This is a genomic window from Nonomuraea diastatica (genome assembly GCF_004349015.1).
Lineage (GTDB): Bacteria > Actinomycetota > Actinomycetes > Streptosporangiales > Streptosporangiaceae > Nonomuraea > Nonomuraea diastatica.
Genome location: NZ_SMKP01000140.1, coordinates 16,913 through 28,442, shown reverse-complemented (window position 1 = coordinate 28,442; position 11,530 = coordinate 16,913). Strand labels below are relative to the sequence as shown.

General features: G+C 70.4%; 15 protein-coding genes. 3 read left to right on the top strand and 12 right to left on the bottom strand.

Features of this window, described 5'->3' with window-relative positions:
• Positions 1 to 292: hypothetical protein (locus E1294_RS53295; RefSeq protein ID WP_220448133.1), on the top strand; the 292-nt coding region annotated here is incomplete at its 5' end.
• A gap of 431 nt (positions 293 to 723) precedes the next feature.
• Here E1294_RS53295 and E1294_RS36650 read toward each other — a convergent pair.
• The 4 genes from E1294_RS36650 to E1294_RS36635 are packed head-to-tail and all read right to left on the bottom strand — an operon-like array spanning position 724 to position 3,966.
• A complete protein-coding gene (locus E1294_RS36650; RefSeq protein WP_132515564.1) occupies positions 724 to 1,428 on the bottom strand; it encodes a VIT1/CCC1 transporter family protein in 705 nt (234 codons plus the stop codon).
• Positions 1,425 to 2,705, bottom strand: a complete 1,281-nt coding sequence (gene lgt / locus E1294_RS36645) for a prolipoprotein diacylglyceryl transferase (protein ID WP_132515563.1) — start codon at positions 2,703 to 2,705, stop codon at positions 1,425 to 1,427. The genes E1294_RS36650 and lgt overlap by 4 nt, the downstream gene beginning before the upstream one ends.
• Before the next feature lie 26 nt (positions 2,706 to 2,731).
• Complete coding sequence (locus E1294_RS36640) at positions 2,732 to 3,496, bottom strand: DsbA family protein (RefSeq protein ID WP_132515562.1); 765 nt, start codon at positions 3,494 to 3,496, stop codon at positions 2,732 to 2,734.
• Positions 3,493 to 3,966 (bottom strand): MauE/DoxX family redox-associated membrane protein, encoded by a 474-nt coding sequence (locus E1294_RS36635; protein WP_132515561.1) that lies wholly within the window; start codon positions 3,964 to 3,966, stop codon positions 3,493 to 3,495. The genes E1294_RS36640 and E1294_RS36635 overlap by 4 nt, the downstream gene beginning before the upstream one ends.
• Before the next feature lie 192 nt (positions 3,967 to 4,158).
• Between E1294_RS36635 and E1294_RS36630 the strand changes: the two genes are divergently transcribed.
• Both E1294_RS36630 and E1294_RS36625 read left to right on the top strand, forming a co-directional pair.
• Entirely contained in the window at positions 4,159 to 4,764 is a 606-nt protein-coding gene (locus E1294_RS36630) for a TetR/AcrR family transcriptional regulator (RefSeq protein ID WP_132515560.1), read from the top strand.
• Positions 4,761 to 5,405, top strand: a complete 645-nt coding sequence (locus E1294_RS36625; RefSeq protein ID WP_132515559.1) for a VC0807 family protein — start codon at positions 4,761 to 4,763, stop codon at positions 5,403 to 5,405. Before E1294_RS36630 ends, E1294_RS36625 begins: the two co-directional genes overlap by 4 nt.
• A gap of 39 nt (positions 5,406 to 5,444) precedes the next feature.
• On the opposite strand, the gene trpA is transcribed toward E1294_RS36625, so the two are convergent.
• The 8 genes from trpA to hisI form a co-directional block, all read right to left on the bottom strand.
• Positions 5,445 to 6,239, bottom strand: a complete 795-nt coding sequence (gene trpA, locus E1294_RS36620; RefSeq protein ID WP_132515558.1) for a tryptophan synthase subunit alpha — start codon at positions 6,237 to 6,239, stop codon at positions 5,445 to 5,447.
• A gap of 215 nt (positions 6,240 to 6,454) precedes the next feature.
• The gene (gene trpB, locus E1294_RS36615; RefSeq protein WP_132515567.1) at positions 6,455 to 7,660 is read right to left on the bottom strand and encodes a tryptophan synthase subunit beta; all 1,206 of its coding nucleotides are present in this window, start codon (positions 7,658 to 7,660) and stop codon (positions 6,455 to 6,457) included.
• A gap of 38 nt (positions 7,661 to 7,698) precedes the next feature.
• Positions 7,699 to 8,538 (bottom strand): indole-3-glycerol phosphate synthase TrpC, encoded by an 840-nt coding sequence (trpC, locus tag E1294_RS36610; RefSeq protein WP_132515557.1) that lies wholly within the window; start codon positions 8,536 to 8,538, stop codon positions 7,699 to 7,701.
• Positions 8,539 to 8,656: 118 nt separating this feature from the next.
• Positions 8,657 to 9,088, bottom strand: coding sequence for a DUF2752 domain-containing protein (locus tag E1294_RS36605; protein WP_132515556.1), 432 nt, complete (start codon positions 9,086 to 9,088; stop codon positions 8,657 to 8,659).
• Positions 9,089 to 9,134: 46 nt separating this feature from the next.
• Positions 9,135 to 9,752, bottom strand: coding sequence for a CD225/dispanin family protein (locus tag E1294_RS36600; protein WP_132515555.1), 618 nt, complete (start codon positions 9,750 to 9,752; stop codon positions 9,135 to 9,137).
• Positions 9,753 to 9,907: 155 nt separating this feature from the next.
• Positions 9,908 to 10,444: a DUF4190 domain-containing protein gene (locus E1294_RS36595; RefSeq protein ID WP_132515554.1), complete on the bottom strand. Its 537-nt coding sequence runs from the start codon at positions 10,442 to 10,444 to the stop codon at positions 9,908 to 9,910.
• Positions 10,445 to 10,554: 110 nt separating this feature from the next.
• Positions 10,555 to 11,133 (bottom strand): Trp biosynthesis-associated membrane protein, encoded by a 579-nt coding sequence (locus E1294_RS36590; RefSeq protein WP_165977662.1) that lies wholly within the window; start codon positions 11,131 to 11,133, stop codon positions 10,555 to 10,557.
• Positions 11,134 to 11,141: 8 nt separating this feature from the next.
• Positions 11,142 to 11,489, bottom strand: coding sequence for a phosphoribosyl-AMP cyclohydrolase (gene hisI, locus E1294_RS36585; protein ID WP_132515552.1), 348 nt, complete (start codon positions 11,487 to 11,489; stop codon positions 11,142 to 11,144).
• Positions 11,490 to 11,530: the final 41 nt, after the last annotated feature.

Here is an 11,530-nt window from a genome sequence, read left to right as displayed (position 1 = left end):
GCCCAACCCCCCTTCGGCCATCCGCCCGACCGGCGTCTCCATCACCACCGAACCGCCGAACACCCCTACGGTCCTCGGTGCGACCGGCATCTTCGCCGCCGGGCTGGCCGGGACCGCGGCCGTCATCACGGAACCAGCCGGCACCGCCACCTCCTGGTCCGGGCTGCCCGGTGCCGTCATGGAAACTCCCGCCCGCCGCCTCTCCGGCGAACGGCCCGGTGTTGGTGCCAGGTCCGAAGTGACCGGTGCCCGGGTCGCCGGAGGATGGGTCGGCAGCGGCCCGGCGGGCTGATCTGCGCCCTCCACGCGTACGGGCCGGCCGGCCGCCGTCTCCCTCCCCCTTCGCCGCAGCGGGCCAACCGCCGCCGGCTTGGCCCGCAGGCCGGTCATCACCGTCCGCTGACCGGCCACGGGAGTTCGTGCCGTCGGCGTCGGGGGCCACCTGCTGCCTGCGGCCACGCACCCGCGCTCTCCGGCCGCCACGGGAGCCCGACGACCGGCCCGCGCCGTCCGGATGCGTGCCCTCCGACCCCGAAAGCGACCCGCCACCCTGCGCACCCGCCGCAGACCAACCATCACCACGGCCATCCGCCGCAGGCCACTCACCACTACGCCCACCCGCGGCACGCGGGCCGCCGCTTTGAGGGTCGGCTGGGGAGCGGGTGCCGTCGTGAGGGCTCCTCGGGGGGTTGCCGGAACCGGGCGCGGCTCTTCTGCGGGCCATCACAACACCGCCGCCCCGATCAGGTTGCCCAGCGCGAACGTGACCGCGGCGGCCACCCCGCCCACCACGAGCTGCCGCAATCCGGAATACCACCAGTTACGGGCGGTCACCGTCGAGACGAGCGCACCCGCCGCGAACAAGGCCACGCAGGAGGCCACCGCCGACACCGTCAGGCTCTGCACCCCGACGAGGTACGGCAGCAGCGGCAGCACCGCCCCCACGCTGAACGACAGGAACGACGACACCGCGGCCAGCGACGGCGAGGGCAGGTCACCGGGGCCCACGCCGAGCTCGTTGCGGGCGTGAACCTCCAGCGCCTGCTCGGGGTTCTGCGAGATCTGCCGGGCGACCTCGGCCGCCAGCTCCGGGGCCACGCCCCTGTCGACGAACGTCTGCGCCAGCTCGGCGCGTTCGTCGTCGGGGTGACGGGCGAGCTCGCGGCGTTCGACGGCGATCTCGGCCTGGGCCAGCTCGCGCTGGCTCGCCACGGAGACGTATTCGCCGCCCGCCATGGACAGCGCGCCCGCGGCGAGCCCGGCGACGCCGGCAAGCGAGATGACCTTGGTGTTGGCGGTGCCGCCCGCGACACCCGCGATCAGCGCGAAGTTCGACACCAGACCGTCCATCGCCCCGAACACCGATGGCCGCAACCAGCCTCCGGTGACGTCGCGGTGCTGGTGGTGAGCCTCCGCGCGACCGCTCATCGCGAGTTCTTTCCCTTCGTCGCGGCCTCACCGTCAGGGATCTCCCCCGGCTCGTCGGCCGCCGGGTCGTCGCCCTCCGGCCCGCGATCGGCCTCGCCGCCGTCGGTCGCGTCTCTCCGGGCCGTATCGCTCCGGGTCGCGTCAGCCCCGGGCGCGTCGCTCCCAGCCGTATCGCTCCCGGGCGCGTCGCTCCCAGCCGTATCGCTCCCGGGCGCGTCGCTCCCGGCCGTGTCGCTCCGGGACGTGTCAGCCCCGGCCGCGTCGTCTCCCGCCTGGGCGGTTTCGTCGGAGGGCGTAGCCGTTCCCGCACCGGGCTCACCGGACGTGCCGCCGCCAGGCCCTTCCGCCGACGTGTCAGAAGCGTCGCCCGCGGACGCCGAGGCGGGGGCGTCGGGCGAGCCCGGGTCGGCCTGGCCGGACACGTGCGCCGGGTCCGGGAGGTCGGACAAGGGCACGACGATCTCTTCGCCGTCCTTTCTCCTCGTCACCCAGAGGTAGACCAGCGCGCCCACGAACAACACGACCGACGTCCACTGGTTGATCCGGAGCCCGAGGAAGGTCACCGCGTGATCGACCCCGCCGACCGGGTCGATGCGCAGGCCCTCGATCCAGAACCTGCCGAGCGTGTAGCCGGCGACGTAGAGGGCGAACAGCCGGCCATAGTGCAGCATGAGCCGCCGCCCGGCGAACAGCAGCGCGAAGCCGAGCGCGATGTCCCAGATCGACTCGTACAGGAACGTCGGGTGGTAGAGGACCCCGGGCTCTCCTCCGTGGTCGACATCGATCTCCAGGCCCCACGGCAGCGTGGTCGGTGAGCCGTACAGCTCCTGGTTGAACCAGTTGCCCCAGCGGCCGATGCCTTGGGCGAAGGCGATGCCGGGCGCGACCGTGTCGGCGACGGCGCTCATGGAGATGCCGCGCTTGCGCACGGACCACCAGACGCCGACGCCGCCGAGCGCGACCGCGCCCCAGATGCCGAGACCGCCCTCCCAGATGTACAGCGCCTGGATGGGCTCCTTGATCGCGCGACTGCCGAAGTAGGTCTGCCAGTCGGTGATGACGTGGTAGAGGCGGCCGCCGATCAGGCCGAAGATGACCGCGGGGACCGCGATATCGATGATCGTCCCCTGCTGGCCTCCACGAGCGCGCCAACGCCGCTCGCTCAGCCAGACGGCGACGATGACACCGAGCACAATGCAGAGCGCATAAGCCCGGATCGGGATGATTCCGAGATACCAGACCCCTTGGGAAGGGCTGGGAATCGAGGCAAGGGGCATGTCAGGTGAGGGTAGCGGAAGCGCGGCTACTTAGCCGCCTTCGTAATCTCTTCGCGCAACTCTTGTGGGCTGAAGAGTACCCCGTTGTCTATTTCTATGCCGTTCAGTTTCACGGTCGGCGTATGGTCGAGCTTCTGCTCGTCGCTGACCTTCTTGCTGTACGACAGCTGCGCCTCGGCGTACTTGTTCGAGGTGACGCACTGCTCGAACCCCGGCGACGTGACTCCGGCGTCCTTGCCCCACTGCACGAGTTGCTCGGGGGTGAAGCCCGGCTCGGTCTCCGGCGGCTGGTTCTCGAAGAGCAGGTCGTGGAAGGCCATCCACTGCTTGCCGTCGGCCACGCAGCGGGAGGCGCTGCCCGCGCGTACGGAATTGGACTTGGTCGGCTCCTGCGAGAAGATCGTGATGGGGTGGTAGACCACCTTGGCCAGGCCCTCGGCGGCGAGGTTCTTGAACGTCTGCCCGCTGACCCGCTCGAGCTCCTTGCAGGCCGGACACTGGAAGTCCTCATAGATGTCGACCACGGGCGCGGTGACGCCCTGCTTGGCCATCACTGCGCCGCCGTCGGGTTGCACCGTGATGGGCGCGAGCGCGCCGGAGGCCTCCTCCGATCGGGAGGTGCTGGCCGCATACCACCAGCCGGCTCCGACCGCGGCCACCGCGACCACCCCTGCGGTCACGTAGGTCACGATCTTCTTGCGTCGCTCCTGAGCGCGAGCGGCGGCCTGCTGTTCCTTGATCTTGTCACGCGCTGACTTCGACATGGTCTTCGTCCGCTGCCCCTTGCTCATCCTTCGTCCTCCACATCACGAGTATCGCCCCCCAGGCCGAGTGCTCCGTCGAGAGCGAAACGGCCCGGCGGGAAACGCGTGATCCAGGCGCCGAGAAGCACGAGGCCGAAGTCACGCAGGATGTCGAGCAGGTAGGTGGGCTCCTGCCCCTTTCCCAACTGGCCGCCGCCGCCGAAGCAACCGCAGTCGATCCGCAGGCCGTTCGCCCAGGCCCAGGCGATGCCGAAGACGAACGCGAACATGAGCAGCCCCGCGACCACCGCGGCCACCCTGGTCAGCAGACCGACGACCAGCAGCACGCCGACCACGATCTCCAGCATCGGCAGGGCGTAGCCCACCGGGACGGCGATCGACTCGGGCAGCAGCTGGTAAGCCTTGACCGCCACCACCGAGTCCGTCGGGTTGCCGATCTTGAGCGCGCCTGCCGCGATCAGCACTCCGCCCAGGACCAGCCGGGCGACGGCCGTCACCCAGGGTATCGCCGAAGTAGCTCGATGTGACGGTTGTGACGCGGCCACGGGTCATCTCCTCTTTCTCTGCGCCGAGAAGGGCACAGTACCGGGTTCCCATCCGATCAGATTCACGATAAGCGTCGGCTAAGCCGCTTCCCCGTCCGAACTCCCCGAGTTGCGTGGTTTACTTGTATGAGTTAAAAATTACTCATGCAAGTAAGGCGCGAGGATTCGGTGACGGGCTCCGCGCGGCGCGCACAGATCGTCGCCGCGACCATCGCCACGATCTCCGAGCTCGGCTATCGACAGGCGTCCTTCTCCAGGATCGCCGAGCGGGCCGGGCTCAGCAGCACCCGGCTGATCTCCTACCACTTCGACAGCAAGGACGAGCTGATCGGCAAGGCGATCGCCACGATCTACAACGAGCTGGCGGCGTTCATGACCGCCCGGGTGAGCGCCGCGACCACGCCGGGCGCTGCGCTCGAGACCTACATCCGCTCGCTGGTGGAGCACATCGCCGGCCACCGCGCCGAGATGCGCGCCGCCACGGAGATCTTTCTCAACTTCAGGCCAGAAGGCGGTTCGGCGGCGCAGGACGCGGCCACCGACCTGTCGGCGCTGGCCCACGTCGAACGCCTCCTCGTCCTGGGCCAGGCGAGCGGCGAGTTCTGCGCGTTCAACACCCGCGTGATGGCGATGGCCATCCAGCGGGCGCTCGACGGGCTGCCGTTCCTGCTGGAGGCCGACCCGGACGCCGATCTGGCGGAATATGCCGGCGAGCTGGCCGGGCTGTTCGCCAGGGCGACGCGGCCGTGAGCGCCAGGGCCAGAGGGCTGCTCACCCTGACGGTGGACGTGGGGGTGCCCATCGGCCTCTATTACCTCCTGCGCGCCGCCGACGTCGGCTCCTACGCCGCGTTGCTGATCTGCTCGTTCATCCCGGGTCTCAGCGTCGTCTCCGATCTCGTACGCCGCCGCAGGCCGGACAGGGTCGGCCTGTTCATGACGACCATGATGCTGATCGGCGCCGCGGTGTCGCTGCTCGTCCACGACCCGAGGCTCCTGCTGGCCAAGGACGGCTGGTTCATGGCGGCCACGGGCCTGTGGTTCCTGGTCAGCGCACGCGGCGGCAAGCCGCTGGCATTCGTGTTCACCCGGCTCCTGCTCGAAGGGCGGGTCGGGCCCCCCGAGTCATGGGACGTGCTGTGGGAGCGGCTGCCCGGCTTCCGCCGGGTCTGGCGGGTGGCGACCGTCATCTATGGGATCGGCCTGATCGTCGACGCCGGCGTGCGGGTCGTCATCGCCCACGCCCTGCCGATCGACGTCGTCCCCGGGCTCAGCGCCGTGCAGTATGCCGTCTGGCTGGTGCTGATGCAGGTCGCCCTCAACCTCTATCTGGTGCCCAGCGGCGTCTACAACCGTTATTCCACGCTCTACGCCGGCCTCCGCCCCGCCTGACGCACGGCCGGCGTCAGCGGCCCCGAAGCACGGCCGGCGTCAGCGGCGCACGCCCTTGGCCATGTCTTTCGCGAGCACGGCGATCGACTCGCGGCCCGCGGCCTCGTCGGGGGCGTCGAGGATGCGGCGGATGAACGCCGACCCCACGATGACGCCGTCGGCGTAGGCCGCCACCTCGGCCGCCTGGGCGCCGGTGCCGACCCCCAGGCCCACGCACACCGGCAGGTCGGTGTGGGCGCGGGTGCGCTGCACGAGGCCCTCGGCGGCGGTGTTGACGCTCTCTCTGGCGCCCGTGACGCCCATGAGCGAGGCCGCGTAGACGAAGCCCGTGCAGCAGTCGACGACGGCCTTGATGCGCTGCTCCGTCGAGCTGGGCGCCACCAGAAACACGGTGTCGATGCCGGCGCCCGCCGACGCCGCCCGCCACGGCTCCGACTCCTCGGGCGTCAGGTCGGGCGTGATCGTGCCCGCGCCGCCCGCGTTGGCCAGGTCGCGGGCGAAGCGCTCGGCGCCGTATTTGTCGATGGGGTTCCAGTAGGTCATGACGAGCGTGGCGGCCCCGGTGGCGGCGACCCCCTCGACCGTGCGCATCACGTCGGCGATGCGCGTGCCGTTGACCAGCGACCTGTGCACGGCGTCCTGGATGGTGGGCCCGTCCATGAGCGGGTCGGAGTAGGGGAGGCCGATCTCGATGACGTCGCAGCCGGCCTCCACCAGGGTGGTGGCGGCGGCGATGGCGCCGTCCTTGGACGGGAAGCCCGCGGGCAGGTAGCCGACGAGCGCGGCCCGGTTGTCCGCCTTCGCCTTGGCGAAAACCGTCTGAAGAGTCGTCATGTCTGTCCGTTTCGAAGGTCGAGTCTCACCATGATGCCCTGCCGCGCGCCCCGCCCAGAATCCTCCGCGCCGATGAAGGCCCGGGGTGTCGCGGGAGGCCCCGCGGTGAGCGGCCCGGCGCAGGGCGTCAGCGATCCGTCGCCTCGGCGTCTCAGCGGTCTCGAGGGGCTCCGACGGCCTTCGTCGGCGCGGAGGTCTTGAGGCCTCGGAGGGTCTCAGAGGTTGAAGTATTTCATCGCCGTACCCATGTCCTTGTCTCCGCGGCCGGAGAGGTTGACCAGGATGGTGGCCTCCGGACCGAGCTCGCGGCCGAGCTCCAGAGCGCCCGCCAGGGCGTGGGAGGACTCGATGGCGGGGATGATGCCCTCGGTCCTGGCCAGCAGTGAGAACGCGGCCATCGCCTGATCGTCGGTGACGCCGTGGTAGGTGGCGCGGCCGGAGTCTCTCAGCCAGGCGTGCTCGGGGCCGACGCCCGGATAGTCGAGCCCGGCGGAGATCGAGTGGGACTCGATGGTCTGGCCCTCGTCGTCCTGCAGGACGTAGGTGCGCGCGCCGTGCAGCACGCCGACCGAGCCCGCGGTGAGGGTGAGCGCGTGCTCGCCGCTCTCCAGGCCGCGCCCGGCGGCTTCGTAGCCGTGCAGCTGGACGCCCTCGTCGCCGATGAACGCATGGAAGACGCCGATCGCGTTGCTGCCGCCGCCGACCGCGGCGCACACAGCGTCGGGCAGCCGGCCGGTCAGCTCGAGGATCTGGCGGCGGGCCTCCACGCCGATGATGCGGGCGAAGTCGCGCACGATCTCGGGGAACGGGTGCGGGCCCGCGACCGTGCCGAAGAGGTAGTGGGTGGTGTCGACGTTGGTCACCCAGTCGCGGAACGCCTCGTTGATGGCGTCCTTCAGCGTCTGCGAGCCGTTGGTCACCGGCACCACGGTCGCGCCGAGCAGCTTCATCCTGGCGACGTTGAGGGCCTGACGCTCGCAGTCGACCGCGCCCATGTAGATGACGCACTCCAGGCCGAGCAGGGCCGCGGCGGTCGCCGTGGCCACGCCGTGCTGGCCGGCGCCGGTCTCGGCGATCACCCGCTTCTTGCCCAGCCGCTTGGTCAGCAGCGCCTGGCCCAGCACGTTGTTGATCTTGTGGGCGCCGGTGTGGGTGAGGTCCTCCCGCTTGAGCACGACTCTGGCGCCACCGGCCTGCTCGCTGAAGCGCGGCACGTCGGTCAGCGTGGTCGGCCGGCCGGCGTAGGTGCGCAGCAGGTGGTCGAACTCGCGCAGGAACTGCGCGTCGTTCTTGGCCTTCTCGTAGACCGCGGCCACCTCGTCGAGCGCCGGGATGAGGGCCTCCGGCACGTATCTGCCGCCGAAGATGCCGAACTTGCCGTGCACGTCGGGATCGTCGCCGTGCGCGCCGTTGCCCGCCAGGTCGGCGGCGGTCAGGATGGAACCTTCGTGTGCCACTGCTATCCCTCTGCTGAGTGGTCGGGGCGCGTCGACGGATGAGCGCCGGCCGTCACCAGCGCCTCCACTGCCTTGCGCGGGTCCTTACCGGTGACCAGGCTCTCCCCCACCAGGACGGCGTCGGCGCCACCTCTAGCGTAAGCGAGCAGGTCATGCGGGCCACGCACACCCGACTCGGCGATTTTGATCACATTATCGGGGATCTTCGGCGCCAGCTTCGCGAACACGTCGCGATCGACCTCGAGTGTCTTCAGATTGCGGGCGTTGACCCCGATGACCCGGGCCCCCGCGGCGACCGCTCGTTCGAGCTCGTCCTCGGTGTGCACCTCGACCAGCGGGGTGAGCCCGATCGACTCGGCCCGCTCGATCAGCGACACCAGCGCCTCCTGCTCCAGGCAGACGACCATCAGCAGCGCCAGGTCGGCGCCGTAGGCCCTGGCCTCCCAGAGCTGGTAGGAGGTGAGGACGAAGTCCTTGCGCAGGATCGGGATGTCGACCCTGGAGCGGACCGCGGCCAAGTCGTCGAGGCTGCCCCCGAACTTGCGGCGCTCGGTCAGCACGCTGATGACGTGGGCGCCGCCCGCTTCGTAGTCGGCGGCCAGCGCCGCCGGGTCGGCGATCGCGGCGAGCGCGCCCTTGGACGGGCTGGAACGCTTGACCTCGGCGATCACCGAGATCCTTTCGCCCCCGAGCGCGGCCATCGCGTCCCTGGCCGGCTGGGCCCGTTCGGCTCGTTGCTTGAGCTCGTCCATGGACACGGCCTGCTGGCGTGCGGCGAGGTCGGCGCGCACCCCGTCGAGGATGCCGTCGAGGACACTCGGCCCTTCCGTCCGCTCACTCACGCGCTTGGGGTCCCTCCGGTCGACAGTGGGGGTGGCGGAGAGTTCGCCTCGCGTACGCTCTCCGCCTTGCCCTGCGATGGTATCGGCCCCTGCGGGGTCACCTCACCACCGGCCCTGCCTAGGGGGCGAGGAACGCGCCGACAGGCAGATTACGGACGACCCAGTAGACCATGACGACCCCGATGAAGGCCCACAGCCACGCCGGATGCGCCAGCGTCGTGCGTCTGGGCCGGCCCTGCCAGGCGCGCAGCACCCATCGCCCCCACCAGAACAGCAGGAACGGGATCGTGACCACGGCGAGTGGGTTGAGCCCCAGCGCGGCGACCGGGTCGAGATGCGCGAGGGCGTGCATGGTGCGCATCGTGCCGCAGCCTGGGCAGTAGAGGCCGGTGAGCCACAGGAACGGGCACGTCGGATAGTGGCCGGGCTCATTGGGGTCGACCACCCCGACGAAGGCGAACGCGGCGCCCACGCCCGCCGCAACACCGAGCGGCGCGAGCAGGCGCCTGACGCGACCCGTGCCACGCCGCCCGGCTGTTGCGATGCTCATGCTTTCAGTATCCGCCTTCCAGCGCACTGCCCGCCGTCACGCCGGCTCAGTATGTCGAGTACGAGTACGTGGACACGCTCGCGGCCAGGATGAAGAAGAACACGATGTACGCGATGATGCCCAGGACGATGCCGATGGCACCGAAGATCAGGCTGCGCTTCCACCACGTCTTGGCCTCTTCGGAGGCCTGCATCGCACCCTGGTAGTCGCCGACCTGCCACTTCGAGTTGACCTGCGACGACTTGACGAGCGCCACGATGCCGAGCGGCAGGCAGCAGAACAGGGTGGTGAGGATGGCCGGGACGAGCTGGTTGTCGGGCGGGTTGCCACCGCCGCCGTAGCCGCCGCCGGGGGGCTGGCCGTAACCGCCGTCGCCGTAGCCGCCGCCGCTGGGCGGCTGCTGGCCGTAACCGCCGCCGTAACCGCCGCCGCTCGGGGGCTGCTGGCCGTAGCCGCCGCCACCGCTCGGGGGCTGCTGGCCATAGCCGCCGCCATAGCCACCGCCGCCACTGGGAGGCTGCTGGCCGTAACCGCCGCCACCGCTCGGGGGCTGCTGGCCATAGCCGCCGCCATAGCCACCGCCGCCACTGGGAGGCTGCTGGCCGTAGCCGCCGCCGGGCGGCTGGGCGCCGTAGCCACCGTCGCCCTGGTTTCCGTAACTCATGCTAATGACCCCTCGTGTCGTCACCTTCGAGTCCAGTTCGCGCGGCAGCCTAGCGAGAAACCATCTTCTACGTGGATCAACGTCGATTTTGCGGACAATTCGTAATCGGACCGCAAGCACGCCGTCACGGTCCGGCTACACGCGCCGTGTGTCACCTACTGGTAATCCACCGAAGTGCTGGCGGTGCTGGCGAGCCCGATGAAGGAAAGGAGCATACCGCCGAAGATGAGCCAGCACAGGAGCCAGATCACCACCGTGATGTACGACGTGACGAGGCCGCCGATGGCCATACCCGAGCCCTCCTCTCCGGTGCGCTTGATCCGGTTGAGCGCGACATGCCCGAGGATGACGCCGGGGATGCTGGTGAGGCCGCAGAAGACCAGGCCGATGATGCCGAGGACGAGCGAGGCCACCGCCATCCCGTTGGTGGACCTGGGCTGGTGGTAGCCGTAGCCCTGCTGGGGGTAGCCGCCGTAGCCCGGGGGCTGCTGGGCGTAACCGCCACCGTAGCTCGGAGGCAGCTGACCATAGCCATAGGGCTGGTCCCCGTAGCTCGGAGGCTGCTGGCCGTAACCGCCGCCGCTCGGAGGCTGCTGGCCGTAACCGGCCCTGCTGGGAGGCTGCTGGCCGTAACCTCCTCCGGGAGGCTGTGCGCCATAACCTCCGCTACCGCCCTGATCCCCGTTGCTCATGAGCCGGCTCCCTCAACGTCCGTGGCGAGTTGCAACCGCAGCTTATTGAGGAAACGTTTGCCGGGCGCACACAGGTCCAGAACAGTGGAGGTTTCGTAACCGTCACCGGCTCAGCGGCCGTCGGTGGGATCGTCTCCGCGGTCGAGCGCGTCCCAGAGCGTCCGGTCGTCGGCCCGCGCCGAGGGCCCGCCCGCCGCCCGGTCGTAGCGGGCGGACATGCCCGCCCACCGGCCGCCGCGCAGGACCGCCAGCACGCCCCCGGCCATCACCAGGACCGCTCCAACGGCCGTCACGGCAGGCCAGAGCGGCGCGATCTCCCAGGACAGCCCAGTGGCGCCGGACAACACGTTCTGCTCACGCAGGCGTGCGATCACGGTGTCGCCCGACAGCGCCGCCCACGTCGCCGCCGCGGCGCCGGCCCCGCACAGGGCGAGCAGCGCCCCGACAGCCCGGCGGCCGGCGCCCTTGGTGGCCAGCACCGCCACCACCCCGGCCAGCCCGGCCAACGCGACAGGGGCCAGCACGGGGCTCAGCTCCCCGCCGCTCGGCGCCCGCGCCGCGGCGCCGTCTCCCAGGACCGTCACCCATGCCTGGCCGGCGGCCCACAACACGAGCGCGCAGCCCATGACCGTCATGCCCACCCAGCCCCACAACTCCCCGCGTGTGGACGTCTGCGCCTCGGGCTCCATCCGCTCTCCTAGCTCGGCGCGAGCTCTAGCGGGCCGGCGTCGAAGCATGTGCGATCACCCGTGTGGCACGCCCCGTCGACCTGGTCGACCTTGACCAGGATGGTGTCGCCGTCACAGTCGAGCGCCACGGACTTGACGTGCTGGACGTGACCGGAGGTGGCGCCCTTGACCCAGAGCCGCGCCCGGCTGCGGGACCAGTAGGTGGCCCTGCCGGTGGTGAGCGTCCGATGCAGCGCCTCGTCGTTCATCCAGGCCAGCATGAGCACCTCGCCGGTGTCGTACTGCTGGGCGATCGCGGGGACCAGGCCGTCGGGGTTGCGCTTCAACCGTGCGGCGATCTTGGTGTCAAGGGACATGCAGCCCATTCAACCAGCCCGTGCCGCCGCCCTCGCCACCG

Coding starts and splice junctions, on each gene's coding strand:
- E1294_RS36650 (WP_132515564.1), bottom strand. CDS start 1,428: ATGAGCGGTCGCGCGGAGGCTCACCACCAGCACCGCGACGTCACCGGA.
- lgt (WP_132515563.1), bottom strand. CDS start 2,705: ATGCCCCTTGCCTCGATTCCCAGCCCTTCCCAAGGGGTCTGGTATCTC.
- E1294_RS36640 (WP_132515562.1), bottom strand. CDS start 3,496: ATGAGCAAGGGGCAGCGGACGAAGACCATGTCGAAGTCAGCGCGTGAC.
- E1294_RS36630 (WP_132515560.1), top strand. CDS start 4,159: ATGCAAGTAAGGCGCGAGGATTCGGTGACGGGCTCCGCGCGGCGCGCA.
- trpA (WP_132515558.1), bottom strand. CDS start 6,239: ATGACGACTCTTCAGACGGTTTTCGCCAAGGCGAAGGCGGACAACCGG.
- E1294_RS36605 (WP_132515556.1), bottom strand. CDS start 9,088: ATGAGCATCGCAACAGCCGGGCGGCGTGGCACGGGTCGCGTCAGGCGC.
- E1294_RS36600 (WP_132515555.1), bottom strand. CDS start 9,752: ATGAGTTACGGAAACCAGGGCGACGGTGGCTACGGCGCCCAGCCGCCC.
- E1294_RS36595 (WP_132515554.1), bottom strand. CDS start 10,444: ATGAGCAACGGGGATCAGGGCGGTAGCGGAGGTTATGGCGCACAGCCT.
- E1294_RS36590 (WP_165977662.1), bottom strand. CDS start 11,133: ATGGAGCCCGAGGCGCAGACGTCCACACGCGGGGAGTTGTGGGGCTGG.
- hisI (WP_132515552.1), bottom strand. CDS start 11,489: ATGTCCCTTGACACCAAGATCGCCGCACGGTTGAAGCGCAACCCCGAC.